Annotated in this window: 24 protein-coding genes; 18 read left to right on the top strand and 6 right to left on the bottom strand. The window is 64.0% G+C overall.

Annotated features, from left to right (window positions below):
- Window positions 1–20 precede the first annotated feature (20 nt).
- Window positions 21–947, bottom strand: a complete 927-nt coding sequence (locus tag CAL29_RS01530) for a LysR family transcriptional regulator (protein WP_094851244.1) — start codon at window positions 945–947, stop codon at window positions 21–23.
- A gap of 316 nt (window positions 948–1,263) precedes the next feature.
- Here CAL29_RS01530 and CAL29_RS01525 point away from each other — a divergent pair, with 316 nt between their 5' ends.
- The 18 genes from CAL29_RS01525 to CAL29_RS01440 all read left to right on the top strand — a co-directional run bounded on the left by CAL29_RS01525 (window position 1,264) and on the right by CAL29_RS01440 (window position 21,683).
- Window positions 1,264–2,292 carry an ABC transporter permease gene (locus CAL29_RS01525; protein WP_256977119.1) on the top strand — a complete coding sequence of 343 codons (1,029 nt, stop codon included), beginning with the start codon at window positions 1,264–1,266 and terminating at the stop codon, window positions 2,290–2,292.
- Window positions 2,289–3,131, top strand: coding sequence for an ABC transporter permease (locus tag CAL29_RS01520; RefSeq protein WP_094851243.1), 843 nt, complete (start codon window positions 2,289–2,291; stop codon window positions 3,129–3,131). Before CAL29_RS01525 ends, CAL29_RS01520 begins: the two co-directional genes overlap by 4 nt.
- Window positions 3,128–4,153, top strand: coding sequence for an ABC transporter ATP-binding protein (locus CAL29_RS01515; protein ID WP_094851242.1), 1,026 nt, complete (start codon window positions 3,128–3,130; stop codon window positions 4,151–4,153). Before CAL29_RS01520 ends, CAL29_RS01515 begins: the two co-directional genes overlap by 4 nt.
- Window positions 4,150–5,235: an ABC transporter ATP-binding protein gene (locus CAL29_RS01510; protein WP_094851241.1), complete on the top strand. Its 1,086-nt coding sequence runs from the start codon at window positions 4,150–4,152 to the stop codon at window positions 5,233–5,235. The genes CAL29_RS01515 and CAL29_RS01510 overlap by 4 nt, the downstream gene beginning before the upstream one ends.
- A gap of 6 nt (window positions 5,236–5,241) precedes the next feature.
- Window positions 5,242–6,837, top strand: a complete 1,596-nt coding sequence (locus CAL29_RS01505; RefSeq protein WP_094851240.1) for a rhodanese-like domain-containing protein — start codon at window positions 5,242–5,244, stop codon at window positions 6,835–6,837.
- Window positions 6,838–6,856: 19 nt separating this feature from the next.
- Window positions 6,857–8,020, top strand: coding sequence for an acyl-CoA dehydrogenase family protein (locus CAL29_RS01500; RefSeq protein ID WP_094851239.1), 1,164 nt, complete (start codon window positions 6,857–6,859; stop codon window positions 8,018–8,020).
- Window positions 8,021–8,030: 10 nt separating this feature from the next.
- Window positions 8,031–9,383 carry an LLM class flavin-dependent oxidoreductase gene (locus tag CAL29_RS01495; RefSeq protein ID WP_094851238.1) on the top strand — a complete coding sequence of 451 codons (1,353 nt, stop codon included), beginning with the start codon at window positions 8,031–8,033 and terminating at the stop codon, window positions 9,381–9,383.
- Window positions 9,380–10,174, top strand: a complete 795-nt coding sequence (locus CAL29_RS01490) for a class II aldolase/adducin family protein (protein WP_094851237.1) — start codon at window positions 9,380–9,382, stop codon at window positions 10,172–10,174. Before CAL29_RS01495 ends, CAL29_RS01490 begins: the two co-directional genes overlap by 4 nt.
- Before the next feature lie 96 nt (window positions 10,175–10,270).
- Entirely contained in the window at window positions 10,271–10,834 is a 564-nt protein-coding gene (locus CAL29_RS01485; RefSeq protein ID WP_094851236.1) for an HD domain-containing protein, read from the top strand.
- Between the two features lie 67 nt (window positions 10,835–10,901).
- Window positions 10,902–12,515 carry an ABC transporter substrate-binding protein gene (locus tag CAL29_RS01480; protein WP_094851235.1) on the top strand — a complete coding sequence of 538 codons (1,614 nt, stop codon included), beginning with the start codon at window positions 10,902–10,904 and terminating at the stop codon, window positions 12,513–12,515.
- Window positions 12,512–13,870, top strand: coding sequence for an MmgE/PrpD family protein (locus CAL29_RS01475; RefSeq protein ID WP_179283870.1), 1,359 nt, complete (start codon window positions 12,512–12,514; stop codon window positions 13,868–13,870). The genes CAL29_RS01480 and CAL29_RS01475 overlap by 4 nt, the downstream gene beginning before the upstream one ends.
- Window positions 13,871–13,899: 29 nt before the next feature.
- On the top strand, window positions 13,900–15,537 hold the full coding sequence (locus tag CAL29_RS01470; RefSeq protein WP_094851233.1) for an ABC transporter substrate-binding protein: 1,638 nt from the start codon (window positions 13,900–13,902) through the stop codon (window positions 15,535–15,537).
- Window positions 15,538–15,810: 273 nt separating this feature from the next.
- A complete protein-coding gene (locus CAL29_RS01465) occupies window positions 15,811–16,608 on the top strand; it encodes an ABC transporter substrate-binding protein (protein WP_094851232.1) in 798 nt (265 codons plus the stop codon).
- A gap of 323 nt (window positions 16,609–16,931) precedes the next feature.
- Window positions 16,932–17,720 carry a class II aldolase/adducin family protein gene (locus CAL29_RS01460; protein WP_094851231.1) on the top strand — a complete coding sequence of 263 codons (789 nt, stop codon included), beginning with the start codon at window positions 16,932–16,934 and terminating at the stop codon, window positions 17,718–17,720.
- Between the two features lie 21 nt (window positions 17,721–17,741).
- A complete protein-coding gene (locus CAL29_RS01455) occupies window positions 17,742–18,740 on the top strand; it encodes an ABC transporter substrate-binding protein (RefSeq protein ID WP_094851230.1) in 999 nt (332 codons plus the stop codon).
- Entirely contained in the window at window positions 18,737–19,513 is a 777-nt protein-coding gene (locus CAL29_RS01450) for an ABC transporter permease (RefSeq protein ID WP_094851229.1), read from the top strand. Before CAL29_RS01455 ends, CAL29_RS01450 begins: the two co-directional genes overlap by 4 nt.
- Window positions 19,514–19,537: 24 nt before the next feature.
- Window positions 19,538–20,353, top strand: a complete 816-nt coding sequence (locus CAL29_RS01445) for an ABC transporter ATP-binding protein (protein WP_094851228.1) — start codon at window positions 19,538–19,540, stop codon at window positions 20,351–20,353.
- A 1-nt stretch (window position 20,354) separates the two neighbouring features.
- Window positions 20,355–21,683 (top strand): LLM class flavin-dependent oxidoreductase, encoded by a 1,329-nt coding sequence (locus CAL29_RS01440; protein ID WP_094851227.1) that lies wholly within the window; start codon window positions 20,355–20,357, stop codon window positions 21,681–21,683.
- 15 nt (window positions 21,684–21,698) lie between these two features.
- Here the strand turns inward: CAL29_RS01440 and CAL29_RS01435 are convergent, their stop codons facing one another.
- From CAL29_RS01435 to CAL29_RS01415, 5 genes are read right to left on the bottom strand one after another with little or no spacing between them, the layout of a single operon-like run.
- Entirely contained in the window at window positions 21,699–22,451 is a 753-nt protein-coding gene (locus CAL29_RS01435; protein ID WP_094851226.1) for an ABC transporter ATP-binding protein, read from the bottom strand.
- Window positions 22,448–23,296, bottom strand: coding sequence for an ABC transporter permease (locus CAL29_RS01430; RefSeq protein ID WP_094851225.1), 849 nt, complete (start codon window positions 23,294–23,296; stop codon window positions 22,448–22,450). The genes CAL29_RS01435 and CAL29_RS01430 overlap by 4 nt, the downstream gene beginning before the upstream one ends.
- Entirely contained in the window at window positions 23,297–24,277 is a 981-nt protein-coding gene (locus tag CAL29_RS01425) for an ABC transporter substrate-binding protein (RefSeq protein WP_094852644.1), read from the bottom strand. It lies immediately after the preceding gene.
- A gap of 28 nt (window positions 24,278–24,305) precedes the next feature.
- Entirely contained in the window at window positions 24,306–25,226 is a 921-nt protein-coding gene (locus CAL29_RS01420; RefSeq protein ID WP_094851224.1) for a TauD/TfdA dioxygenase family protein, read from the bottom strand.
- Between the two features lie 56 nt (window positions 25,227–25,282).
- Entirely contained in the window at window positions 25,283–26,092 is an 810-nt protein-coding gene (locus tag CAL29_RS01415; RefSeq protein ID WP_179283869.1) for a sulfurtransferase, read from the bottom strand.
- Between the last annotated feature and the right edge of the window lie 45 nt (window positions 26,093–26,137).

Below are 26,137 nucleotides of genomic sequence, written 5' to 3'. Positions count from 1 at the left end.
CGCCGCGGCACGCCTCGTCGTCAGGCTTCCAGGGGCACGTCCCTGGCGGGGCCGATGCTGCGCGCAACCCGTTCACCGACATCGAGAAACTCGTGCAACAACGGATGGCAATCGGTGCGGCGATAAATCATCGTGACGGGCGCGCGGTCCACGGGTTGCGTCTGCAGCGGCAGGTAGATCACCGAGTCTATCCGCAGCGCCTCGAGCGACCGCGGCACCACCGTGATACCCATTCCGGTCGCAACCATATTCACCGCCGATAGCAACCTGCGCGCCTCTGCACCCACGCGCGGCTGTATGCCTTGGCGCTCGAAGGTCGCCATGAGGCGGCTGGAAAGTCCCATGTAGCCACCCTGCCGATAAAGAATGAGATCCTCGTGGCGCAAATCGCCGAGATCGATCCCATCGGAATGAGCGATGGGATGCTGTGCCGGCACGGCCACCATAAGATCGTCTTCGCTGAGCCACTGGGTGGCAAACGTCGACACTTCGGGCCCGGGACCGCGTATCAATACGACATCATGCTCGCCACGTTCAAGGCCGCCAAGGAGATCCGCCGCTGCCCCCTCTTCCAGTTGCAGCACCACCTCGGGTCTTTGTCCACGAAACGCCCGCAGCAGCGCGCGTGTACGATGGTGAAGCGCCGACGTCGTGGTCATGCCGATGCGCAGCACGGCATCGGCCGCCTGCGCGTAACGCTGAATCCGCGAGACTGCGGCATCCGCGTCCTGCAGCAGGCGGCGCGCATCTTCCAGAAAGGCACGGCCGGCTTCGTTGAGCTGGATGCTTCTTGGCCGACGTTCGAACAACGGCACCCCCAGTTCGGCCTCCAGCGCCTGGATTTGCTGCGTCAATGGCGGCTGCTGCATGCCCAGGCGGCGCGCGGCGCGCGTGACGTGCTCTTCTTCCGCCACGGCCACGAAGTACCGGAGATGGCGTAACTCCACAAGAAACCTCTAGGCAATAGAGCTACGGTCATGTCGTCACTCCGCTATCGCCGCGGACAGTCCGTAGAACGAGTGATGTGAAAGCGGATTGTAGGTCTACGTGATCCGTGACGCCTCCATATCGTTATGCCTGGCAGCGAATCATATCTATCGCATATGCTTGCATTGAATAAAAATATTAGCGATATCGAATATTCATAAAAACAAAAAATACTTCGTATCGCAGCGCGTTTGCGACAAAGTATCGCTCTCCCCAACGCACTGCGCACCACCCTCAACGCCCTGCTCCAGGTGCGCCGGCGCGCGCGAAATCTTGATGAATACCGTCATCCTACCGAAGGCCGACATGGCCTACCGCGGCGTCCGTCCCGTGTGGCGGCGCCTCTTTTACCGTCTGCTGCAGGTCGTCCCAACCGTCTTCGTCATCGTGCTGGTTTCGTTCGCGCTGATGAAAGCCGCGCCGGGGGACCTCGTCGACGTGATGGCGGGCGAGTCCGGCGGCGCAACCGCGGAGTACATGCAGGAGATGCGCGAACTCTATGGCCTGGACGCGCCGATCCAGAAGCAGTTCCTCACCTTCATGAATCGCGTCATCCATCTTGATCTCGGCTACTCCTTCCGTGACAGCATGCCTGTCTCCACCCTGATCGCCGGCGCCCTTCCTGCCACACTGTTGCTGTCGCTCAGTGCGCTGGCGTTCGCGTTGATCGTCGGGGTCGCACTTGGCGTTCTCAGCGCGCGCTATCGGGGAACAGCGTTGGACACGGGCATCACCGTGTTTTCAAGCATAGGCTTCGCGACGCCCCTGTTCTGGATCGGGCTGATGTTCATCGTCTTCTTCGGCGTGAAGCTGCGCTGGCTGCCGGTCGCCGGATTCAGCACCGTAGGCGCGGACTATGCCAACACCTGGCAATACATCAAGGATGTCGGAATGCATCTGGTGTTGCCCGCGCTGTCGCTGGGCATCTATTACCTTGCCCTCTACGTCAGGCTCACCCGCTCGGCCATGCTCGACATCCTGGATCTCGACTTCGTCCGCACCGCGCGCGCCAAAGGCCTTACCGAGCGGCGCGTGCTGCTGCGCCACGTGCTGCGCAACGCCCTGCTGCCCATCGTCACGATCACCGGCTTGCACCTTGGCGGCCTGTTCAGCGGCACGGTCGTCATCGAAACCGTATTCGGCTGGCCTGGCCTGGGAAGGTTGGCCTACGATGCGGTGGGCGCCCGCGACCTCAACCTGTTCCTGTCGATTTTTCTTTGTAGCTCGGTGCTCGTCATCAGCATGAACCTGGCGGTGGACTTTCTCTACGCCGTCCTGGATCCCCGGATCGAGGTGGCCCGATGAGCGCCGACAACCGGCTGTCCCGCCGCATCCTGCGCTCGCCTGCCGCAGTCTCGGGCTTGCTTATGGTCGCCTTCGTGGTGCTGAGCGCGTTGAGCGCGGCCTGGGCCTATCCGGGCGACCCGCGCGACATGGCCGGGCCCGCCACCCTCTGGCCTGGCGCCCGCGCGGCCTTCCCCCTGGGCACTGACATGCTGGGCCGGGATATGGCGGCCGCGCTGATGCACGGTGCGCGTCAATCGCTGCTGGTCGCTTTCGGCGCGTCGACGTTGGCCTTGGCGCTGGGCATCGTCCTTGGCGTGGTCAGCGGCTACTTTGGCGGGCATGTCGATGACGCACTGATGCGCTTCACCGAAATCTTCCTGACGATGCCGACGCTGTTGTTCGCTATCGCCGTCGTCATCATTCTAGGGCCCTCCGAAGCCAGCATCGCCCTGGCGCTTGGGCTGACGGCCTGGCCGCAGATCGCGCGGCTGGTGCGCGCCGAAGCACTGCGCATTCGTGGCCACGACTATGTCAATGCGGCGGTCACGATGGGAATGGGTCATCTTGGCATCATCGTGCGCCACATCCTGCCCAACAGCCTGGTGCCGGTGATGGTGGCCGCGTCCGAGCTGATCGCGTCGGTCATCCTGGCGGAAGCCGCGCTGTCATTCCTGGGCTTGGGCGACACGGACGCGATGTCCTGGGGCAGCATGATAGGCGACGCCCGCCAGGTACTGCGCACCGCCTGGTACATGACCGCCGAACCCGGGCTGGCGATCTTCTTCACGGTCATGGCATTTACCTTGCTGGGCAATGGCCTGAATGATGTCTTCAACCCCAAGGCACGCCTGCGATGAACTCCCCGAAATTACTTCAGGTCGATAGCCTGCGCGTGACGTTTCCCGGCCGCCCCGCGCCGATCACGGTCGTCGATGATGTGACCTTCTCAGTGGCCGCTGGCGAGACGCTGGCGATCGTTGGGGAATCCGGCTGCGGCAAATCCATGACGGCATTGGCGCTGACCCGCCTGCTGCCGCCGCGCGCACGCGTGCAAGGCCTGATTCGTTTCCAGGATCGCGAGCTGCTGGCGTTGCCGGACAAAGACATGCGCGCGCTGCGCGGTTCCCGCCTAGCAACCATATTCCAGGACCCCATGGCTGCGCTGAATCCGGTCATGACGGTAGGCGCGCAAATCGCCGAAGCGGTGCGCGCCCACGAAAAAATGAATGCCAGGACGGCGTGGGCGCGTGCTCACGCCCTGCTCGATCTGGTCCACATCCCGCAAGCCGCTCGGCGCCTGCATGATTACCCACACCGGCTCTCCGGCGGCATGCGCCAGCGTGTCGCCATCGCCATGGCGCTTGCCTGCCGCCCCGCTCTGTTGATCGCCGACGAACCCACCACTGCGCTGGACGTCACGATCCAGGCGCAGATCATGGCTTTGCTGACCCAGCTCCAACGCGAGTTGGGCATGGCTCTCATCCTGATCACGCATGATCTTGGCGTCGTCGCGGAAACCGCGGACCGGGTGATCGTGATGTATGCGGGGCGGGTCGTCGAGCAGCAGTCGGTCCAGGCGCTTTTCCGAGCACCAGCGCACCCGTACACACGACTGCTCGTGCAGGCACGCCCACAGTTCGACAGTGGATACATGGGAACGCGCCGTCGCTTGCTCGAGATCCCGGGCGCGGTTCCGGCGCCCGGCACGCTAGACGCCGGCTGCGCCTTCGTCAGCCGTTGTGATATTGCCGCCGCGTCCTGCCATGCGGCGGTCCCGGCGCTGCGTAGCCTGGGCACCGCTGGCACTGGCAGCGCGCGCGAGGTTGCCTGCCATCGCGCCGAGGAAGAAGCTTCCTTGCAGCGGGAGATAGTCGGATGAACATCCTGGATATCGACAATCTGCATGTTTGCTATCGCACTGCAAGAGGTACGCTGCACGCGGTGGCGGACGTAAGCCTGCACGTTGCGCCGGGGGAAACGCTGGGGCTGGTCGGCGAGTCCGGTTGCGGCAAGTCGTCGCTAGGCAAGGCCGTGATGCGCCTGGCCCACCCTGACTCGGGGCGTATCCGCATCCTCGGCCAGGACATCACCGAACTCAAGCTCCGGAAACTGCGACCGTTGCGAAGCCAGTTCCAGATGGTCTTTCAGGACCCAGGCGGATCACTGGATCCGCGCCAGACGGTTCGGCGGATACTCAGCACGCCATTGCGCCTGACCAGGCCTGACCTGACCCGTCGCGCCGCCGCAAAACGGGTGGACGAATTGCTGGAGCGGGTCGGGCTGTCGAGCGCCGTGGCAGAGCGATTGCCGCATGAGTTCTCCGGCGGCCAGCGCCAGCGTATCGCCATTGCACGCGCGCTGGCTCCCGAGCCCAAGCTGGTGGTCTGCGACGAACCGGTGTCGGCCCTGGATGTGTCGCTACAGGCACAGATCCTTAACCTGCTGGGTGACCTTCAGAGTGATCTGGGCGTAGCGTACTTGTTTATCAGCCACGATCTTGGCGTCGTTCAGCATCTGGCCGACCGCGTAGCGGTGATGTATCTAGGCCGCATCGTAGAAACCGGTCCACGCGAGCGCATCTGGCGACAGCCCGCTCATCCTTACACGCGCGCCCTCATTGCCGCCGCGCCCGCTATCACGCCGGCAGAAGAGCGGAGCGCGGGGGCCAGACGGGGTCTGCTGCAGGGCGACCTGCCGGACCCTTATGCCCCGCCGCAGGGTTGCGGTTTCTACACCCGTTGTCCCATCGCGCTGCCGGTCTGCGCCGTCGCGCCACCCGCGTGGACGGTGCTGACGCAAGGACACGGTGTCGCGTGCCACGCCGTCGCGGCGCAGGGCGACCCCGCCGCCAGTCCTTCACGCGTCGACGGCCAGGTGATCAATTTCTTGCGTGCGCCCACACAAAACCTAGCACCGGTCCGCCTTGAAACCGCCGACCTCACCCACTACTCGGACGACTGATCAACCATGACACAGGCCTTTTCAATCGCTGCTGCCGAACTGCAGCGTCTCTTGACCGAATCCAGCGAAATTGCCTTGCTGGACATCCGAGAACCCGGAATCTTCGGCGAAGGCCATCTGCTGCTCTCCAGCAATCTGCCCTACAGCCGCCTGGAAAGTGAAATCACGCGGCGTGTTCCTCGGCGCGGCACCCGTATCGTGCTCGTTGGCGAACAGGAAAACGCGGCGGCAGCGTCACGCAGGCTGGCGCAGCTGGGCTACAACAACGTGTCCCTGCTTCAAGGCGGGACCGATGGCTGGGTGAAGGCCGGCTTCCCGCTTTTTCCCAGCATCCATGTGCCCAGCAAGGCTTTCGCCGAGTTCGTCGAACACACCTTCCACACCCCTGCGGTAAGCGCGCGCGACCTGGAAGCCTGGCGCGCCGGCCCCAAGCCGCCGGTGATTCTGGACGGCCGCACGGCCGAAGAGTTCGCGCGCTACCACGTGCCAGGCGCGCGTCATTGCGCCAATGCCGACCTAGTGCTGCGATTCGCCGACTTCGTGCAGGACCCCACGGTGCCCGTGGTCGTCAGCTGCGCAGGACGCACACGCGGCATCATGGGAGCACAGTCGCTGATCAGCGCGGGCGTACCGAATCCGGTCTACTCCCTGGCGGGCGGCACGCAAGGATGGAAACTGGCCGGCTTGGCAGTGGTGAACGGCGCGGGCGAGCCGGCGCCCGCCTTCAGTGCGGCAGGCATCGCCACGGGGCGGCAGCGCGCTCGTGCCCTGGCCGACAAGGCCGGCATCGAACGGATCAACCTTGCATTGCTGGAGGACTGGAAGCGCGATCCGCAGCGAACGACCTACGTGATCGACGTGCGCAGCCCGGCGGAATTTTCGAAGGCCCGCCTGCCTGGCACCATCAACGTCCCCGGCGGCCAGTTGGTACAGACGCTGGACCGCTGGGCCGTCGTGCGAGGCGCGCGCATCGTACTGGTCGACGACCTGGCCGCGCGCGCCGACGTGACGGCGTACTGGCTTCAACAACTGGGCTGGCTGGTGGTCGTGCTCGACGACCCTGAATTGCCAGAAGCGCTGCGCAAGGACGCGAGGGCGGACCTTCCGGAACCGTTGGCCAGCGCTCCTGAAACGTTGGCGCCCGCCGACGCCGCACCACTGCTGGCGGCGAATGCGCTGGTGCTGGACGTCAGAACAAGCGCCGACTATGCCCAGTACCGCGTCAGGGGCGCCGTATGGACGAATCGTTCACGGCTGAAAGCCATTACACCGGCGTTGGACACGGCCAGCACGGTATTGATCTTCGGTACGAATGACGATGCGAACCGTCTCGCCGCCATCGACCTGCGAGAAAGCCACCCCAGCCTGTCCATCCATTCTGTAGCCGGCGGGCTCGCAGAATGGCGGGAAGCGGGCCTCGCCGTCGACGACAGAAAGATAGACATCCCGCCGGCATTGCGCATCGATCACCTGTTCTGGCTGCACCAGCGCCACACCGGCAGCGAGGAACACTCGCGTGCCTACCTGGCGTGGGAAGAAAGTCTGGTAGGTGCCCTGGGCCAGCCCGCCGCGGCTGGATTCCGCATGCAGCACACCGCCTGAAATTTTTTTCATCTCCGCTATGAACTTCGATTACACCCCCAAGCAGCAAGCTATCTACAACACCGTCGGCGAACTTGGCCGGACCCGTTTCGCGCCGCGCGCCGCCGCCTTGGAAGTGGGCACCGCCAGCCCCGTGGAAAACCTACAGGACCTGGTCGACGCTGGCTACGGCGCCGCATCCCTGAGCGAGGACTTGGGCGGCTTGGGTGGAGGTGCGCTCGGCACCGACCCGCTGGCGTCCCTCCTTGTCGTGGAGCAGACCGCACGCTATTGCCCGTCGACCGCACAGAGTATCCATATCCATTACAACGCTTCGCATCGTCTTGAGCAGATCGGCTCCGCGGAACAGGTGGACCGTATCCTCGGCCCCGTGGTGCATGCCGGCAAGTTCGTCAACTCCACCGGCAGCGAACCCGGCCGGACGGCGCGCGGCCTGTACAACCTGCAAACGGTGGCTGAGAAAGTGCCTGGCGGGTGGGTCGTCAACGGGGTCAAGAACTATGCGACGCTCGCCGATGCAGTTCATTACCATACCCTTGCGGCGGTCGCCAAGGACGTTCCCGTCCCGGACGGCCACCTTATGCTTGCCCTGCCCCAGGGCGTGGAAGGGCTGACCATAGAGCCCGGCTCGTGGAATCCGATCGGCATGCGTGGGGCGTTCAGCCCGGTCCTGCGCCTGAAAGACGTGTTCGTACCCGACCGGAATCAGCTCGGCGCCCTGGGCGAGTCGGCCAAGGGGAGATGGCAGGCAAAGAGCCACCTAAGCTTCGCGGCCCAGTACATAGGGGCGTCGGAAGGCCTGTTCGATTTGCTGACGGCCTATCTGCCCAACCGCGGCACGGCAGGCGACGGCTACGCCCAGCTGCGCATCGGCGAATTGCGTATCGCCATCGATGCGGCGCGCTGGCTCACCTACCGCGCCGCCTGGCTCTGGACCCGCGACAGCGCCGCCGCCGAACTGTTTTCCATGAACGCCAAGCATCAGGCCATCGCGGCAGCCGTGCTCGCCATCGACCGCGGCGCCCAAGTAGCCGGTTCCAGCGCACTGGACGCAGACAGCGACATCTCGCGGTTCATCCGTGACCTGAGATTCCAAACCCTGCACGAGAACTACGACAAGACCGCCGCCACAGTGGGCAAGTTTCATCTGGGCCAGGCCTACGACGTCACCGCGCGCCTCTGAGGCGATCAACATGCCTAAACGTTCGCATATCCATCTCGGCGCCTTTCCCCTGGATGTCGGCCACCACATCGCCGCCTGGCGGCACCCGGATGTTCCTGCCGACGGCGGGTCCACGCTCTCTTTCTATCGAAGCCTGGCACAGACGGCGGAGCGCGGCACGCTGGACATGATCTTCTTCGGTGACCAGATGGCGGCACAATATCCGGACGACGAAACGGTCGGGCGGACGTCGCGCGTCACCCGCCTGGAGCCCACGACCTTGCTGGCCGCGCTGGCCGCCAGTACGTCTCACCTGGGCCTGGTCGGCACGGTGTCGACCAGCTACTTCGAACCGTTTCACGTAGCCCGCAAGTTCGCCAGCCTGGATCAGTTGAGTGGCGGCCGGTCTGGCTGGAACGTGGTAACGTCCTTCAACGACCGCGAAGCCCAGAACTTCAATCAGCAAACCGTGCGAAGCCATGCCCAGCGATACGAACGGGCCCAGGAGTTCGTCGACGTGGTGCAGGCCCTGTGGGACAGCTGGGAGGAAGACGCGTTCCTGCGCGACAAAGCCAGTGGCCTGTTCTTCGATCCAAACAAGCTTCATGTGCAGGAACATCGCGGCACGTATTTCACAACGCGTGGCCCTTTGAACATCCCGCGCTCGCCGCAGGGCCAGCCGGTCATCGTGCAGGCAGGGTCGTCGAGCGACGGACGCCACTTTGCTGCCACACGGGCTGAAGTGGTCTTCACCGCACAGCCCAGCCTGGAAGCCGCGCGAGCGTTCTACGCCGACGTCAAGGCACAGGCGGCGGCTACCGGGCGTGATCCGGCGCACCTGAAGATCATGCCTGGCGTCATGACGTTCATCGGCGCCACAGCTGCGGAAGCACGCGAAAAATACGAGCGACTGCAGGACCTGATCGAACCCGAAGTGGGTTGGATCGTCCTGAAGCGGCATCTCGGCATCGACGTGTCGCATCTGGGCCCGGACAGCCCTTTCCCGCAGCTGGCCCTCACCCCCGACTTCCCCAGCCGCCAGAAGCTGCTGATCGACATGGCCGTCAAGGAGCGGCTTACCGTCCGCCAGTTCTACCAGAAGGTTGTCGGCGCCCGCGGGCACCTGCTTGCCATCGGCACGGCGGCCCAGGTCGCCGATCAGATGGAAGCCTGGGTGGACGGTGACGGCGCCGACGGGTTCAACCTGATGCTGCCATGGCTGCCCGCCGCGCTCGACGATGTCGTGGACCAGTTGGTGCCGGAATTGCGGCGGCGCGGCCGTTTCCGGCATGCCTATCGAGGAAAGACCCTACGTGACCACCTTGGCCTTCCCATCCCCGCCAACCTCAATCTGCCCCAGCCTTTAGAACAGGAGCTTCCATGAGTGCACTTCCCTCCGCGACTTCCACGCCCTCCTCCGTGCGCGCATCCTGCTCCCAGCAGGAATGGGACGCCCGTGTCGACCTTGCCGCCGCCTATCGCCTGGCGGCGCAATACGGATGGCACGATCTGCTTGGCACGCACTTCTCCCTACGGGTCCCGGGAGAGCCGGATCACTATCTCGTCAATCCCGCCGGCTATTTCTTCGAGGAAATCACGGCGTCCAGCCTGGTCAAGATCGACCTTGACGGCAATCAGCTCAGCCCCAGCCCGAACGGCGTGAATCCGGCGGCGGATGAAATCCACGGCGCGCTCTACACGGCCCGGCCAGATATCCAGGCCATCATGCACCTGCATTCAGTGGCCGGTACCGCGGTGGGCGCGCAGGAGGGCGGACTCCTGCCTATTTCACAGAATGCCATGCTACTGCTGAACCGGGTGCGCTACTACGACTACCGCGGCTCGCGCCTGCCCAGCGAGGAATGGACCCGTATGGCCGAACAATTGGGCGATGGCTCGGTGCTGTTCATGCGCAATCACGGCACGCTTGCAGCCGGCCGCAGCATCGGCGAAGCCTTCGCGTTGATCGCACGGACGGAACGGGCCTGCGGCATCCAGGTGGCCGCCTTGGCCGGCGGCCTGAAGCTACACGACGTCGATGCCGAGGTGGTGCGCGCCAGCATCGAACGCGGCCGCACCATCTACTCGGACCGCCATTGGTCGCCCAAGGCCAAGCACGAGTGGGCGGCCTTCCGCCGCAAGGCAGATCGTGACTTTCCGGGCTACAACGCCTGACTTCCTCTGGAACCGATCATGACGCAACACACCACCGCTCCGGAGGCATCTCCGAGCGACGCAAGCCTACTGACCGCAACGGTCTCGTTTCGCCATATGAAGGATCGTAACCAAGCGGATTCCGACATCCTGCTCGCGAGACGCGCGGGCTACAAGCGAGCCTTGCCCGAACGGGTGCTGGCCCATCTGGAACTGCTCAAGGGCGACACCGAAGGGTTTCTCATCGATCGCTATGAGCACTCTTTGCAGACAGCCACCCGGGCGTACCGTGATGGCCGCGACGAAGAGTATGTGGTGTGTGCGCTACTTCACGATATCGGCGACACGCTGGCCTCGTTCAACCACGCCGACCTGGCCGCGGCGGTGCTCAAGCCTTTCGTTTCCCCGCAGAACCACTGGATCGTCGAGAAGCACAACATCTTTCAAGGCTATTACTTCTTTCATTTCACAGGCCGGGACCGGAACGCTCGCGACAGATACCGCGACCATCCGTGGTTCGACAGCGTCGCGGAGTTCTGCGACCGCTATGACGGCGCCTCCTTCGACCCGGATTATGAAAGCCTGCCGCTCAATTTTTTCAAACCCATGGTGGAGCGTCTCTTCGCCAAACCGAAATGGGGCCCGCATGGACAGGCCCATCCCGCCGACAGATTTCTCTGACTCCACCATGCCTGTAACCCCCAAGAATCCGGCAGTGCCAGCCCCCCTGCGACGACGTCTCCTTGCCATGACGACCGTCGCCGGTGCGTTGTCGGGCCTTCCGCCGCGCCTGGCCAGCTTGGCCGCAGCGGCGACGGAAAATGACGCGGCAGATCAGCCCGTGCGCGGCGGCACGCTGATCGCCGCCGTGCATCCGGAACCTTCGGCGCTGATCGTCGCGGTGAATAATCAATACGCCAACGCGGTGGTGTCATCCAATATCTTCGACGGCCTGCTGAGCTATGGCGAGGATCAGAAGCCGCGAGCCGTGCTCGCTACCGCGTGGGATGTGTCGCAGGATGGGTTGGCCATCACCTTCAGGCTACGCTCGGGCGTGAAGTGGCATGACGGCACGCCGTTCTCCTCGGCCGACGTCGCTTACAACGTCCTGGAAGTGTGGAAAAAGGTTCATGCACGCGGACGTATCACCTTCGCGCCGGTGACCAGCGTCGAGACCCCGGATGCCTTGACGGCGATTCTCCGGCTCTCTCGGCCTGCCCCCGTCATCATGAACGCCTTGAGTCCGTCGGAGAGCCAACTGATCCCGCGGCATCTGTACGAAGGGACCGACGTCCGGACCAATCCCTACAATCTCAGACCCATCGGCACGGGTCCCTTCCGCTTCAAAAATTGGAAGAAGGGAGAATACATCGAGCTGGAACGGAATCCTGATTACTGGGAAGGGAGCAAACCTTATCTCGATCGGGTGATCTTCCGCTCGCTCCCCGACGGCGCGAGCCGGGCGGCAGCGCTTGAAGTCGGCGACCTGCACTATTTGCCCTACTCCGGTGTCCCCTATTCCGATGTGGCACGTCTTCGCAAGAATCCCCAATTGCGCTTCGAATCGCGCGGTTACGAATACAGCGCACAGATCTATGTTATTGAATTCAATCTGCGCCGTCCGCATATTTCCGATGTCAGGGTCAGGCGCGCAATCGCGCATGCGATCAATCGCCAAAGCCTGATCGATACGGTCTGGTACGGCTTGAGTCAACGCGAGGATGGCGTCATCCCACGCTCGCTCAAGCAGTTCTACACGGAAGACAAGCCTACCTATCCCTACGATCCAGCAAAGGCCGAGGCGCTGCTGGACCAGGCCGGCGTGCCGCGAAAAGCGGGCGGCGAACGCTTCAAGATCAGCTTTACGCCTTCTCCGTCGACCGAGGCCTACGTGCAAGCGGCGGAGATGATCAGGCAGGATCTCAAGCGGGTAGGCATCGCGCTGAACATCGAGCGCTATGACGGGCCCACGTACATCCGCAAGATCTATACGGAGTACGACTTCAACATGCTGATCCAAGGCTACTCCATCATGTTGGACCCGGAACTGGGCCTGACCCGCATCATCTGGTCCGAAGGCGCGTCGCGCGGAGTTCCTTATGTCAACGCGTCCGGATACGCCAGTGCGCGGACGGACAGCATCGTCAAGGCTTACCGCAGCGAGCAGGACCCCGCAAAACGCCAAGCGCTGTTCCGTGAGCTCCAGCGCGAGTTGGGCGCCGATCTGCCGTTGCTCCCGATCATGGACTCGCCGTTCTTCACTTTCTCCAATCAACGCGTCCGCGGACTAGAGACGGGACCGGACGCGGCACGCTCGGCGCTCGCCGACGTCTGGCTACAGCCGACGGGGGCAGCGCGGTGAACCGAAACCTCACATCAATCGTGGCGTGGCTGGCCGGCTCCGATCCCGCCAGCCTTCCTGAGCCGACGCGGCGATCGCTGCGCTACAGCCTTCTGGATACTGTCGCCGTAGCTTGGGCTGCACGTCGCTCCGAAGGGATGCGCGCAGTATCCGCACTGACCGAGGCCGATGGCGGATCGCCTCGGAGCCTGCTTTGGAACGGCAGTGGCTTGCGTGTTCCGCCCGCTGCCGCGGCGTTTCACAACGGGAGCTACGCGGCCGCGTTGGACTTTGACTCCCTCAACCCATATGCCAGCCATATTGATGCCGTGGTCATCCCCGCGGCCCTCGCGGTTGCGGAACTCGTTCACGCCAGCGGTGCGGCCCTGATGGCGGCGATCGCGGCAGGATCCGAGCTGGCTTACCGGCTCGCGCACGCTGGCCAAGCGCCGGGCGGCTGGTTCCGCACGTCGGTCTATGGCGTATTCGGCGCAGCCGCGGCGGCCGCAAGACTGCTTGGCCTCGACGCCAGGGGCACGGCGGCAGCACTGGGTATCGCACTTGGCCAAGTGGCCGGAACACAGCAAGGTCACATCGAACGAGCGTTGAGCAAGCGGCTCCTGTCCGCCTTTGCAGCGCGCGCCGGTGTTCAGAGCGCGCTGCTCGCCCAGGCCGGAATCACAGGTCCGCATGAGACCTTCGAGGGTCGACATGGGCTGTTCGCGCTTTACGGCAGCCACGATCCAGCGCGGGTCCTTGCGGGATTGGGTCGCGTCTACCTGCTGGAGCAGACCACGTACAAGCACTACCCGGCCTGCGGACGGGCACATGCCGCGATCGAGGCTGCCGTGCAGCTCGCCAACCGCGCCGGCCCTGGCTGTCTGGACACCAAGACCATCGTGCGCGTCGAGCTCACAATCACGGAAGAGATGCATGCACTCGTGGGCGCGCCCTACTCGACCGACGCCAACGCGGAAGTGACAGGACAGTTCTGCGCCCAGTATGCGGTAGCGGCAGCGCTACATTACGGCGTTTTCGGCGTCGCGCAGATTACCCCAGCGGCGGTATTCGACCCTGCCTTGCAGCCCTTGATCGAGCGCGTCGTCGTTCGCAAGGAAGGCGTGGGCACGATGGCTCCCGCGACCCTGCGCCTGCAGTTTACGGACGGTAAAACCACTGGAATCACCGTGTCCCGGCTGCCCGGATCATCCGCGGACGGATCCATCGATGAGCACGCCGTGCGCGCAAAGGCGGCCGCTGCACTCGTCGAAGGATTGGATATCGGGCATGCCCGCGCGCGTGAACTCGTAGACCACCTGTTGGCTGTAGAGGACGTGCCGGATGTCGCGGACCTGTTCGACGCCTTTACTCATTAGTTTTTCTCCCCGCAATACGGAGCTTCGCCATGTCCAAACCTGAAAATGCAGCCGACGTCTCGCGCCGCCGCCTGCTGCAAGCCGCCATTTTTTCTCCCTTGATAGCGAATACGCCGTCGTTCGCGCAAACGGCAAGCGCCGACGCCAAGCCGGTGCGCGGCGGCACGTTGATCGCCGCGATCTTTCCCCCGCCTAATACGCTGAATGTCACTTTCAACAATCAATACGCCAACTCCGCGGTGTCCGCCAACATATTCGACGGACTGCTGACTTACGACGATGACCAGAACCCGCAACCGGTATTGGCGACGTCATGGGATACGTCGTCCGATGGGTTAGCGATCACCCTGAAGTTGCGCGAAGGGGTCAAATGGCACGACGGTCATCCCTTCACTTCAGCGGATGTCCGCTACAGCATCCTGGAGGTGCTGAAGAAAGTGCATCCGCGTGCGCGTATCACGTTCAGTGCCGTCCGGGACGTCGAAACGCCCGACGCGCACACCGCGATTCTGCGTTTGTCCCGCCCCGCGCCCGTGATCCTGAATACGTTGAATGCGGTAGAAGCCCAGATTATTCCCCAGCATCTGTACGAAGGTACAGATGTGCGGACCAATCCACACAATGGCAAGCCCATAGGCACCGGTCCCTTCCGCTTCAAGGACTGGAAAAAAGGCCAGTACGTCGAACTTGAGCGCAATCCCGATTACTGGGATCCGGACAGACCTTATCTGGATAGGGTGATCTTCCGCGACATTCCCGACCCGGCTAGCCGCGCAGCTGCCCTGGAGACGGGGGATATCCTATACCTGCCGTTCGCAGGGGTACCGTTCTCGGACGTCGAACGCCTGCGCAAGAACAAGAATCTGGTGCTGGATCAACGCGGCTACTCCTATAACGCGCAGATCTACTATCTGATGTTCAACCTAAAGCGTCCGATCACTGGCAATCTCAAAGTCCGGCAGGCGTTTGCACACGCGGTCGACAAGCAAGGGCTCATCGACACCGTCTGGTATGGACTGAGCGCGCGCTCGGATGGTCCCATTCCAAAATCGCTGAAGCGCTACTACACGAAAGACAAGCCCGAATACGCCTATGATCCGGCGCTGGCCGAGAAACTTCTAGACGAGGCCGGCTACCCTCGCAAGTCGAACGGCATCCGCTTCTCACTGCAACTCGATCTATCGCCCAGCGCCCCCGCCTTCGTCCAGGCGGGAGAATACCTGCGACAAAATTTCAGCAAGGTCGGCATCGAGATCCGTCCCGTCTCATCCGAAGCGCCCAGCTACGTGAAGAAGATCTGGACCAACTACGACTACGACATCATCATCAACGGTTTCTCGACGCTGTTCGATCCGGAGATGGGGCTCACGCGGCTGTACTGGTCCAAAGCTGTCTCCCGCGGCGTTCCTTACATTTCCGCGACAGGATACGCTAGTGCCGACATGGACCGTACCATCGAGGCCTATCAACGTGAGCTTGATCCTGCCAAGCGGATCAAGCTGTTCGGCGACGTTCAACGCCTGGCCATGCAAGACCTACCCCTGCTTCCGCTAATGGACGCCCCGTTCTATACCCTTTACAACCGCAGGGTGCATGGACTGGACTTCGATCCGGACGGTGCGCGTTCTTCATTGAAGAACGTATGGATTTCGCCAACACCGGCGTAGAGCGCGCGGTCTCTCCCCCCCGGGGGCGTGAGCGGCGATGGCCGCAACGTTGTCCAAACGCCAAATTTCGAAGTCCAACGCCGACTTCTTGCCGAAGAGAATCCATAAAGCACCCGCGTATGTGCAATCTCTTGGATGGCCATGACCAGGGCGCCACTCACCTTCGCATTAATTCATGAGGAAAAGGTATTGGCTGGCTGCGCACGAAGAATCCTAGTATGCGAAATAGACAGCCCACTAACTATTTTTGGTTAGTCCGCAAATCATTCCGCCATGACCAGCCCATACACGCTTCGCATCGCCCCTAACGTTCCCGTTTTCGATCTGCCCATCACGGTCGCCCTGGAGCAAGGTCTCTTCCAGAAACGCGGCCTACATGTCCAGTTCGTCGACAAGCACGATCCCGTCACATCGAGCAAGGACGCTTTCCAACGGCAGAAGGAGTCGCTGTACGAATGCGGCAAGGCCGACGCCTACAACCTGTGCGAGTGGGCGGGGCTGGACCGATCCGACCGCAGCGAACGGGGCAGCCGCGTATTTGCCCTGCGTCCGGCGGTCGTGGCCCAGGTCATCCTGTCTTTCGATCCCGCGATCCAGGAACTGCGCGACCTGGCCGGCGTGCCCATCGGCATCAATGAATTCACGGGCTCCCACTACACCGCCCTGCAATTCCTGGACGGTGCGCTGCCGCGCGAGCAGGTCGTGCTGGAGCACGTCGGCGAGCCCTACGTGCGCTATGAACAGTTGAAGGCGGGCACACTGCGCGCGGCGTCCCTGATGGAGCCCTATGTCAGCCTGGCGCTGAAGGAAGGCGCGCACATCATAGGCGTGAATTTCTATCGCGGCGCCGAAGTGATCTCGCCGGATTTGCCGCAGGACGTACGCGAGGCCTATCTGGCCGCCGTGAACGAAGCGACCGAAATCATTCAGGCCAACCGCGATGCGTACAAGCATCACCTGATCACCGCCCCGATCCGCGGCCGCATCGAACCGCACGAGATCAGCGACCAGTTCTTCCGCTACGCGCACAGCCGCCCCATGGACGAAGGCCGCTTTGCCTACACGGCGTAGTGGATGGGCACCTGGGACCTGGACCTGCAGCGCGACCAGTACGAACAACTGGTCCTGTAGGACGCAGGACGCGAGGCCACGGGCGACAGCGCCGATCCCTTCCTCGTCGGCCTGGCTGCGCAACGAAGCTGGATCGAGGCGAATCGAACGGTCGCCACGCGGCTGGCTCGCGCTTTCGCCCAAACCAACGCGGCCATCACCGCGCATCCGGAAGTGCTACGCGAAATCCACGACGACCGCGGCCGGCATTCTCGATAAGCAAGCCGCGGACGCGCCTATCCATGACGGCGTGGCCCTGGCATGACACTGGAGCGTCACATAGCATGACTACACAAGCCATCGTATTCCCAGATGCGCGCGAAGTGCGCGCAGCCGTGGGCGAAGCGGAATGGGCCGTACGCGAGGAACTGGCGGCCGCTTACCGGCTCGCGGCGCGCTTCGGCTGGACCGACCACATCTTCACGCACTTCTCCGCGCGCATCCCCGGGATACACGACTATTTCCTGATCAACTCCTATGGCTTGACCTTCCATGAAGTCAGCGCGTCCAACCTGGTACGGATCGACATCGAAGGCAATGTGCTCTACGACCCGCTCGGACGCGGCCACAACCTGGCCGGCTACGTCATTCACGGCGCCATCCATAGCGCGCGGCCGGATCTTACCTGCATCCTGCATACGCACACGACGCCGGGGGTGGCGGTGTCCGCGCAGGAGCACGGCCTGCTGACGTATCTGTCCCAGCAAGCCGCGCGCTTCCACGGCCATGTGGCATACCACGACTACGAGGGCTTCGCATTCAATCGGGAAGAGCAGGCCAGGCTGATCCGCGACATCGGCGAGCACCGCATTCTCATCCTGCGCAACCACGGATTGTTGACCGCGGGCGGCAGCATCGGCGAGGCCTTCCATCACCTGTACTTCCTCGAGCGCGCCTGTGGCATCCAGATCGCCGCGCAGGCTGGGGGCGGCGCATTGCGGCGGCCGGCCGAAGCGGTCGTGGCGGAGGCCGCCACCGTCTATTGGCGTGGCGTCGGCGGCACGTACACGGAGCGCACCTGGCAAGCGTTCCGGCGCGAGCTGGAACGTAATGACAGCACTTTCAATCTCTGAGCCGCACGAAAGGAACCGATCATGTCTTCACCCCTGCGCCGCGCGCTGCTGAAGGCGGCCGTGCTGGCCGCCGCCGGCGGGACGCTGTCGGTACGCAACCTGGACAGCCTGGCGGCCGAACTCACCAAAGTCACGCTGCTGGCCGGCAACAAAGGCAGCACGTCGGCCCTCTATCCTCTGCTGCTGAAGTCCAAGGAAATCGATACGTCCGGCCTGGACATCGAATACATCGGCAGCGCCCCTGGCCAGATGCAACTGCAATTGCTGTCCGGCGCCCTGAACTTCAGCGGCTACGGCGCCCTGGGCGTTGCCGAGGCCAATCAAAAAGGGGCTGACTTCAAACTGGTCGCGCCTTTCGACCTGAATCACTCCAGTTGGATCGTGCGCGCCGACAGCCCGTACAAAACCATCCACGACCTGAAAGGCAAGCGCGTCGCCACGCTGCCGATCAATACGGACACCGTGCGGCAGGCGGAACTCGCCGCTGCCCTGCACGGCTTGAATCTGAAAAAAGACTTCCAGATGAGCTATGGGCCGGCCCTGGTCAGCCTGGCCCTGTTCGAACGCGGCGATGCCGACGCAATCATCGCCATCGAGCCGAACTCGACACGGCTGGTCGCCAAAGGCGCCCGCGAAATCGCCAAGGTCGGCGACCTGTGGCGCGAAGCGACGGGCGACAAGTCCTTGTTCCTGGTGGGCTGGGCATCCAGCGACGCTTGGCTTAAGCGCTATCCGGCTGCCGCGAGAACCATCGCCAAGGCGTATTTCGGCATAAACCGGCTGATCGTGCAGAACCCGGAGCTGGTCACCCAGCCAGCCTTCCTGGACGCCTTGGGCGTGCCCGCCTCCGAAACAAGGGCCATCGAACTGCTGCCCCAGCGGATCGCCGACATCACGTCGGTTGAGTGGGATGACAGCGTGGCGCGCAATATCGACAAGCAACTGGACCTGGCCGTCCAGCATGGGCTGCTGGCGTCCCGTCCCGCCGCGCCGATCTTCAGTCAAGAGTACCTGGCATGACGCGTGCGCTCGCTCCCGCCATCCCGCGGGCGTGGTATGCATTCGCCGCTGTCGCCTGCCTGTTGCTGGGATGGCAGGCCATGGCGGCGGTGGCGCGCAGCCCACTGGTGCCCGGCCTTGGCGATATCTGGCAGGAGACCATCAAGATCATCGGCAGCGGCCAACTGGTCAAGAACATGTTGGCCACGCTCGGCCGGGTGGCGTCAGGCTTCGTCCTGGCCTTTCTCTGCGCGTTCGTGCTCGCGCTGGGCATGGGACGCCGCCGCGGCCTTGCCGCCTTCTTCGAACCGATGTTGATCGTGGGATTGACGGTGCCGGGCCTGGTGTGGGCCATCCTGTGCATCATCTGGTTCGGCATCAGCATGGTGGGTTCGGCCGTCGCCGTCGCCATTTCCATCGCGCCCGCGATATCGCTGAACCTGATCCAAGGCGTGCGGTCCATCAACGCCGAACTGCTGGAAGTGGCCGCCATGCTGCGCCTGCCCTTGGGCGTACGGCTGCGGCGCCTGTGGCTGCCCGGCTTGCTGCCCGTGGTGTTCAGCGGCGCCCGGTTGGCGCTGTCGTTGGCTTGGAAGGTCATCGTGCTGGTCGAAATGTTCGGCCTGTCCAGCGGTGTCGGTTTCCAGTTGAACAGCGAGTTCGGCGCGCAGAACGTGGCCGGCGTCCTGGCCTGGACCCTCTGCTTCGCTGTGGTCATGGCCATACTCGAATACGGTCTGCTGGCGCCGCTGGAAGCGCGCCTGCTGCGCTGGCGCCGCGCCTCGGCGGTCTGAACGGGGGAGCATGGCTTGACTAGCATGGACCGATCCAAGGAACTCCCCGTCGCGCCAGCGGTTCGCCTGCGCGATGTCTCAAAACGCTATGCCGGCTCGCCGCAAGACGTGTTGTCGAATATCGACCTTCAGGTTCGCCCCGGAGAATTCGTCACCCTGGTCGGCCCGAGCGGCTGCGGCAAGTCGACGTTGCTGCGGCTGATCGCGGGACTGGAACCGGGCCACGGAGGCGCCATCGATATCGACGGGCACACGGTCGACGGCCCGCAGGCGGCCTGCGGGATGCTGTTCCAGGAACATCGCCTGTTCCCCTGGCTGACGGTGGAACAGAACGTCGTGTTGGGCGCGGTCAACGAAGGACTGGGCCCCATCATGCTGAAGACGCGCGCCCGCGCACAACTGGCGCGGGTGAACCTGCCCGATATCGGCGACAAATTCCCCGGACAACTCTCCGGCGGCATGGCGCAGCGCGTCGCCATCGCGCGCCTGCTGATGGGTTCGCGCAGCCTGCTTCTGCTGGATGAACCCTTCAGCGCGCTGGACGCCTTCACGCGCCTCAAGCTGCAAAACGAAATGCAGGCGCTTTGGCGGGTTTCGGGCGCGACCATGATCCTGGTGACGCACGACATCGAAGAAGCCGCTTACCTGTCCGACCACATCGTGGTGATGGCGGCCCATCCAGGACGCATTGAACGCATCGTGGACAATCCCCTGCCGCGTCCCCGCAATCGGGTCGACCCGGCGTTCTCCGGATTGAAGGCCACGCTGTTCGATCTGCTGGACGTCGATCCCGGCGTCCAGGTGGCTGGCGGCATTGGAAAGAACCTGGTGGGAAACTGAAATGTCGCTCAAGCAAGAAATGAAACGGCAGATAAAACTCGGATTGTTTGTCCTGCACGCCGGTTATCACCAGGGTGGCTGGCGCCTGCCGCAAGCCCGTTCGGGTGGCGAGGACGTCGGCCTGATGCGGGAGATCGCGCAAAGCGCGGAGGCAGCGAAGTTCGATTTCATCTTCTTCCCGGACGTGCCGGGCAGCGATGCCACTTCAACCCCGTCCGTGGTCAGCCGTTTCGAGCCGCTTACCCTGCTCAGCGCGCTGTCCGGCGTCACGCGGCGCATAGGCTTGGCCGCTACGGCGTCGACGACCTACCATGAACCCATGAATCTGGCGCGCATGTTCGCGTCGCTGGATCACCTGAGCGGCGGGCGCGCGGCGTGGAACGTGGTCACCACGCTCAGCAAAGAGGCCGCCGGCAACTTCGGCGGGCAAGCCCAGGTGCCGCACGCGCAGCGTTACGAGCGCGCGACGGAATTCGTCCAGGTGGTCCGCGGCTTGTGGGACAGTTGGGATGAAGGCGCCTTTCCCAGGGACAAGGAAAGCGGCGTGTATTTTGATGCCACGAAAATGCGCAGGCTCGATCATCAGGGCCGGCACTTTTCTGTCCGCGGCCCCTTGAACCTGAACCGGCCGCCGCAAGGCTACCCGATCACCATCGTTGCCGGCGCATCCGGCCCGGGCCTGGACCTGGCCGCCAGGTATGCGGATGTGTCCTTTGGCGCGCAGTACGACCTCGACACCGCAAGAGAGCATTACGGCGAGGTCAAGCGCCGGGCGCAGGCCGCGGGAAGAAATCCCGACCACGTGCTGGTCATGCCCGGCGTGGTGCCGATCGTGGGCGCCACCGAAGAGGAGGCGGCAGGGAAATTCGACGCCATGCAACAATACGTCGCCATCGAAGAGGCCATTCCCCTGCTGTCATTTTTCATAGGCCACGATATCTCCGGACTGCCGCTGGATGAGCCATTGCCGCCGACCTTGGGGGAAAGCGAAGCGATGAAGAGCCGAACCACCTTGCTGCTGGATCTGGCGCATCGCAAAAACATGACACTGCGGCAGTTGGCCATGAGCGTCGCGGCGGCGCGCGGCCACCTGTTGCTGGTGGGCACGGCCGCGACCATCGCCGACACCCTGCAGGAGTGGTTCGAGTCGCGGGCGGCCGATGGCTTCAATATCCTGCCGCCCTACTTTCCGGGCGGACTGGACGATTTCAGCGCCGGCGTTCTGCCCGTGCTGCGTGCGCGCGGCCTGTTTCGCACGGAGTACGAGGGCAGCACGCTTCGGGAGAACCTTGGCCTGCCGGTTCCCCCCAGCCAGTACGTAAAGGAATAAAGGCGTTCCACAGGCTCAGCCTTGCAGCGACTGCATTACCTGCCTGTGCACCTCGAACAGCGTCGGATCGTCGGGGTCGCGTGGGCGCGGTACGTCGACGTCAATGATGCGCACGATCCCGGCGGGCGATCCGCCCATGACCGCGATGCGGTCGGCCAGGAGGGCCGCTTCCAGCATGTTGTGGGTCACCAGCACACCGGTGGGCCGCGGGCCCTCGCCCGACAGCCACATGGCCTGCAGCAACTGCCGCAGGCGCCGGGCGGTCAATTCGTCCAAGGCGCTGAAAGGCTCGTCCAGCAACAACACATCCGGCTGCACCGCGAAAGCGCGCGCGATGGACACCCGCTGGCGCTGGCCACCGGACAGGAACTGTGGGTAGGCCTCGGCATGCTCGGGCAGCTCGACGCGCTGCAGCAGTTGCCGTACGGTCCGCGCGACGTCTTCCTTGTCCTTGCTGCGGCCCGCCAGCACGATGCCGATGTTCTCGGCCACGCTCAGCCAATCCAGCAGCCGCGGCTGCTGGAACACCACGCCCAGGTTGATACCCTGGAACGGCCGGTCGAACTTCACGTCCCCTTGCGTAGGCAGATCCAGTCCCGCGATGAGATTGAGCAGCGTGGACTTGCCGCAGCCGGAGGGTCCGACCAGCGCCAGCAGCTCGCCCGCGCGAACGTCGAGGTCCACCTGAGTCAAGACCGTGCGTTCGGGGGCGCTGCCCAAGGACGGATAGCGCTTGGCGATGCCACGCAGTTGAATATTGCTGCTCATCGCGCATTCCCTCGCTTCCAGCGATTGGCATGGACTTCCAGCGGCCGGAAGATGCCATGCTCGACGGCCAGCATGGCGATCCAGAACGCCAAGGTCCAGGCGATGACGCCTTCGACGTCCTGGGTGCTGAACTTGGAGTTAAGCTGATACCCCACGCCATCGGACATACCGAAAATTTCCACCAGCACGATGACCTTCCATGCGATGGAAAAACCGATGCGGCAGCCCGACACGATGAAGCTGTAAAGCAGCGGCAGCCACACTTTGCGCAGCACCAGCGCCGGCGGCAGACGGAAGATCCGCACCATCTCCACCCGCTCCTGCTCCAGCGAGCGCACGCCCTGGTGCACGGAAATCACCATCGCGGGCAGCACGCCCAAGGCCACGGCCACCACCGGCGACGCCAGCGACACACCGAACCAGATCACGCACAACAAGGCCCAGACCAGGCCCGGCACCGTCAGCCCCAGGATCACCCCCGGCTCGAAAAAGCGCTCGGCGTTGCGCGACACCGCGGTCAGAATGCCTACCGGCAAGGCGAACAGCAGCGCCAACAGGAAGCCCAGGGACATGCGCAGGAACGTGACGCCGATCTCGGTAAACGCGAAGCCGCTGCGCACGATCTCCACCAGCTCACGCACGATGGCGCCACAGCCCGGCACCAGGGGGGAATGCAGCCACACCGCCATGGCTTCCCAGCACGCGGTCAACAGTACGAAGAACAGCACCGGCGGCCACGCGCGCGCCAGCAAGGCGCGCAAGCGCCAGGCGGCGGCGCCGCGCGCCTTGGGCGCCGCCGCAACCGCGGCATCGGCGCTTTGCAAAATCGCGTTATCGGAGCGCATTCAAGCCTTCACATAGAGTTTGCGCGAGGGCACCGCGTCCAGCAGGCCGAGTTTCACCGCGACTTCGATCTGCTTGTCTATGGTAGCGAAGACGCTGGCGTCCCACTTGGTCGAATACGTCGGCGCCAAGCGCTGGGGCAAGAGCTCGATGGCCTGCGTCTCGTCGGCCTTCAGGCCCAGCTCGGCGGCGATGGGCTTGAGACTTTCGGGATGCTGGGCGATGGTGGCGCCAATACGCTCGAACAGCGTCGCCAGCTTCGCCGCGGTGGCCTTGTTCTGCTCATACCAGCCCTTGCTGGCCGCCAGGCCGACCAGGAACGGATCGTCCGCCTGGCCCGTGGCCTCCTTCCAGATATCGGCGACGCGAGCGATCTCGCGCGCGCCACGGCCCACCAGGCGCGTGGCGGTGGGCTCCAAGGTGATGATGCCATCCACGTCGCCGCGTTCGAACAGCGCCAGGTTGGCGGTGGGCGATCCGAAGATCACCTTCACATCCTTCTTCAGATCCAGGCCCGTCAGCGATGCCGCGATACGCGCTTGCTGGTAAGTCTCGCTGGTTTCGGCGGTAGTGGCGATGCGTTTGCCGATCAGGTCCTTGGGCGATTTGTAGGCGCTGTCCCCCTTCACGATCCAGCGGCCATGGTTATTCAGCGCGGGGCCGAACAGTACGATGTCGCTGCCGCGGTTGGCCAGCGTCGCCAGGCCCACCGAACCGAAGACGCCCACATCCAGGGAGCCGGCGCTTAACTGCACCTGCATTTTGCCGGGGTCCGCCGTCACCCAGTCGAGGACGATGCCCAGATCCTGATCCAGCTTGTAGCGCTCGACCAGCGGACGCCAGGCCGAGCCCGCGCTGCCCGCCGAAGGCAGCGTGATACGTACTTTCTTCCTGTCTTGCGCGTCGGCGGCATATGTGGCGCCGGGCAGCAGGCTGGCAGCCATCGCGCCGCCCGCCAGTTGTAGAAAATCTCTGCGATTCATTTCGTGTCTGCGTATGGAAAGAATGATCTCAACCGGCCAGCACCAGCGCCCGGTGCATGACTCGCTTCTGCGCGCCGAAATCCGGTACGCCGCGATGTTGGACGGTGCGGTTGTCCCAGATCAAGGCCGTGCCGCTCTCCCAACGATGGCGCGCCTGCACCTCCGGTGAACTCAGGGCATCGAACAGGATGTCCAACAACGCGGTACTGGTGCGCCGGCTGACTCCCAGGATGCGATGCGTGTACAGCTCGTTGACGAAGATCTGCTTGCGGCCCGTCTCCGGGTGCGTGCGGATCAACGGCACTTCGATGGGCGGATACTTGCGGCGCTGCTCGGCGCGTGCTTCAAGGTCGTGATAGGCCAGCGTCAGATAGCCCATCGTATCGGCGTCGTGAACCGCCGTCAGCGTTTCCAGGTAGGACACCAACAGCGGATCGAGCAAGTCATAAGCCGCTGTTGCATTGGCGAACAAGGTATCGCCGCCTAGCGCGGGCATGGTCTCGCCCAGCAGCGCCGTGTAGGGTGGCGAGGTGGGCTGGAACACCTGGTCCATATGCCAGATGTAGTTCATGCGCGTTTTCTTGGTCGACGCATCGATGGTATTCAGCTCGCCGCTTTTTCCCGTCTTGGGCGTGTACGGCGTGTTCATCAACTTGGCTTTGCCGAACAGCGAGACCAGGCGTTCGAAGTGCTCCACCCCGACCGTGCCCGGTTCGAAGCTCAGGAAGCCATAGCGCAGCAGAGCGCCGTACAGCAGCTTGCGCACCCCCGGCGCGACGTCGCCATTGCCGTCGATGCGCAGCCCGCTCACGCGCGCGCCCACCGTGGGCGAGTAAGGCGTCACCGTCACGCCGTCGGCCTCGGAGGCGCTGGCGAGATAGCGGGTCATGTCCAGAATCTTCGGCTGGATCCGGTCGAGTCTGTCGTTGTCGACGACGATGCCGTACATAATGTCTTGCTTCCCTTGCTCTATATGGATGGTGCTGGATGGCGCTCGAATGGCGATCAGACTGCCGTGGATTCCACCGGAAACTTGTCGGAAGTGCCCCATTCGTTCCAGGACGCGGGATAGACCGCGGCGCCGGCATGCCCTGCCAGTTGCAGGGCGATGAAGGTACGGGCCGCGCGTCCGCCACCGCCGCAATAGACGATGGCGCGCTCATCGGCGGCCACGACATCCTCGACAGCGGGAGCCAGTTGGGCGGCCGCGGCGAAACGGCCATCGGCCGCCAGTTCCCGGCTCGTATCCCAGAAGCGCGCGCCCGGCACGCGGCCCGTGCGGCCGGCGTTGCTGCGCTGGCCGGCAAACTCTTCCCTGGAACGCGCATCGATGACGCGCACGCCAGCGGGTTGGGCCTGCCGCACGGCAGCCAGCACTTCTTCCGCCGTCGCCAGATAAGCGGACTGCGGCGTCGCCGTGAAGGGTGTCGCGGTGACGGCGGGCGCGGCGGTCACCCGCTCGCCCGTCCAGGCGTCGACACCGCCGTCCAGCAAGAGGATATGCTCGACCCCCGCGTACGCCAGCGCCCACGCCACCCGGGCGGCGTTGACCTCGTTCTGCGCGCCAGCCACCACCACCCGCGATCCCGGCGCGATTCCCAGCGCGGACAGACTCCACGTCAGGACGGCCTGCAGGCGTGCCAGCGCAGGACCATCGGTGCGCGGGACCGAGAACAGAGACGGATCCAGATGCCGCGCGCCGGGAATATGCCCGGCCCAATACTCGGCCACCGGCCGCGTGTCGACCAGGACGATGTCCTCTTGCCCGATGTGCCGCGCCAGCCACTCCGGCGTCGCCAGTTCGAAAGTTGCCATGACCCGCTCCATGATGCAGACTGATATGCTAGGCATCGTATCGTC

This window comes from Bordetella genomosp. 10 (genome assembly GCF_002261225.1).
Taxonomy (GTDB): domain Bacteria; phylum Pseudomonadota; class Gammaproteobacteria; order Burkholderiales; family Burkholderiaceae_B; genus Bordetella_C.
This window is presented reverse-complemented; position numbering and strand designations above follow the sequence as displayed.

What these genes read in the sequence shown, in the direction of transcription:
- CAL29_RS01525 (WP_256977119.1), top strand. Translation starts at nt 1,264, where the DNA reads ATGAATACCGTCATCCTACCGAAGGCCGACATGGCCTACCGCGGCGTC.
- CAL29_RS01520 (WP_094851243.1), top strand. Translation starts at nt 2,289, where the DNA reads ATGAGCGCCGACAACCGGCTGTCCCGCCGCATCCTGCGCTCGCCTGCC.
- CAL29_RS01515 (WP_094851242.1), top strand. Translation starts at nt 3,128, where the DNA reads ATGAACTCCCCGAAATTACTTCAGGTCGATAGCCTGCGCGTGACGTTT.
- CAL29_RS01510 (WP_094851241.1), top strand. Translation starts at nt 4,150, where the DNA reads ATGAACATCCTGGATATCGACAATCTGCATGTTTGCTATCGCACTGCA.
- CAL29_RS01505 (WP_094851240.1), top strand. Translation starts at nt 5,242, where the DNA reads ATGACACAGGCCTTTTCAATCGCTGCTGCCGAACTGCAGCGTCTCTTG.
- CAL29_RS01500 (WP_094851239.1), top strand. Translation starts at nt 6,857, where the DNA reads ATGAACTTCGATTACACCCCCAAGCAGCAAGCTATCTACAACACCGTC.
- CAL29_RS01495 (WP_094851238.1), top strand. Translation starts at nt 8,031, where the DNA reads ATGCCTAAACGTTCGCATATCCATCTCGGCGCCTTTCCCCTGGATGTC.
- CAL29_RS01490 (WP_094851237.1), top strand. Translation starts at nt 9,380, where the DNA reads ATGAGTGCACTTCCCTCCGCGACTTCCACGCCCTCCTCCGTGCGCGCA.
- CAL29_RS01485 (WP_094851236.1), top strand. Translation starts at nt 10,271, where the DNA reads ATGAAGGATCGTAACCAAGCGGATTCCGACATCCTGCTCGCGAGACGC.
- CAL29_RS01480 (WP_094851235.1), top strand. Translation starts at nt 10,902, where the DNA reads ATGACGACCGTCGCCGGTGCGTTGTCGGGCCTTCCGCCGCGCCTGGCC.
- CAL29_RS01470 (WP_094851233.1), top strand. Translation starts at nt 13,900, where the DNA reads ATGTCCAAACCTGAAAATGCAGCCGACGTCTCGCGCCGCCGCCTGCTG.
- CAL29_RS01465 (WP_094851232.1), top strand. Translation starts at nt 15,811, where the DNA reads ATGACCAGCCCATACACGCTTCGCATCGCCCCTAACGTTCCCGTTTTC.
- CAL29_RS01460 (WP_094851231.1), top strand. Translation starts at nt 16,932, where the DNA reads ATGACTACACAAGCCATCGTATTCCCAGATGCGCGCGAAGTGCGCGCA.
- CAL29_RS01455 (WP_094851230.1), top strand. Translation starts at nt 17,742, where the DNA reads ATGTCTTCACCCCTGCGCCGCGCGCTGCTGAAGGCGGCCGTGCTGGCC.
- CAL29_RS01450 (WP_094851229.1), top strand. Translation starts at nt 18,737, where the DNA reads ATGACGCGTGCGCTCGCTCCCGCCATCCCGCGGGCGTGGTATGCATTC.
- CAL29_RS01445 (WP_094851228.1), top strand. Translation starts at nt 19,538, where the DNA reads ATGGACCGATCCAAGGAACTCCCCGTCGCGCCAGCGGTTCGCCTGCGC.
- CAL29_RS01440 (WP_094851227.1), top strand. Translation starts at nt 20,355, where the DNA reads ATGTCGCTCAAGCAAGAAATGAAACGGCAGATAAAACTCGGATTGTTT.
- CAL29_RS01435 (WP_094851226.1), bottom strand. Translation starts at nt 22,451, where the DNA reads ATGAGCAGCAATATTCAACTGCGTGGCATCGCCAAGCGCTATCCGTCC.
- CAL29_RS01430 (WP_094851225.1), bottom strand. Translation starts at nt 23,296, where the DNA reads ATGCGCTCCGATAACGCGATTTTGCAAAGCGCCGATGCCGCGGTTGCG.
- CAL29_RS01425 (WP_094852644.1), bottom strand. Translation starts at nt 24,277, where the DNA reads ATGAATCGCAGAGATTTTCTACAACTGGCGGGCGGCGCGATGGCTGCC.
- CAL29_RS01420 (WP_094851224.1), bottom strand. Translation starts at nt 25,226, where the DNA reads ATGTACGGCATCGTCGTCGACAACGACAGACTCGACCGGATCCAGCCG.
- CAL29_RS01415 (WP_179283869.1), bottom strand. Translation starts at nt 26,092, where the DNA reads ATGGCAACTTTCGAACTGGCGACGCCGGAGTGGCTGGCGCGGCACATC.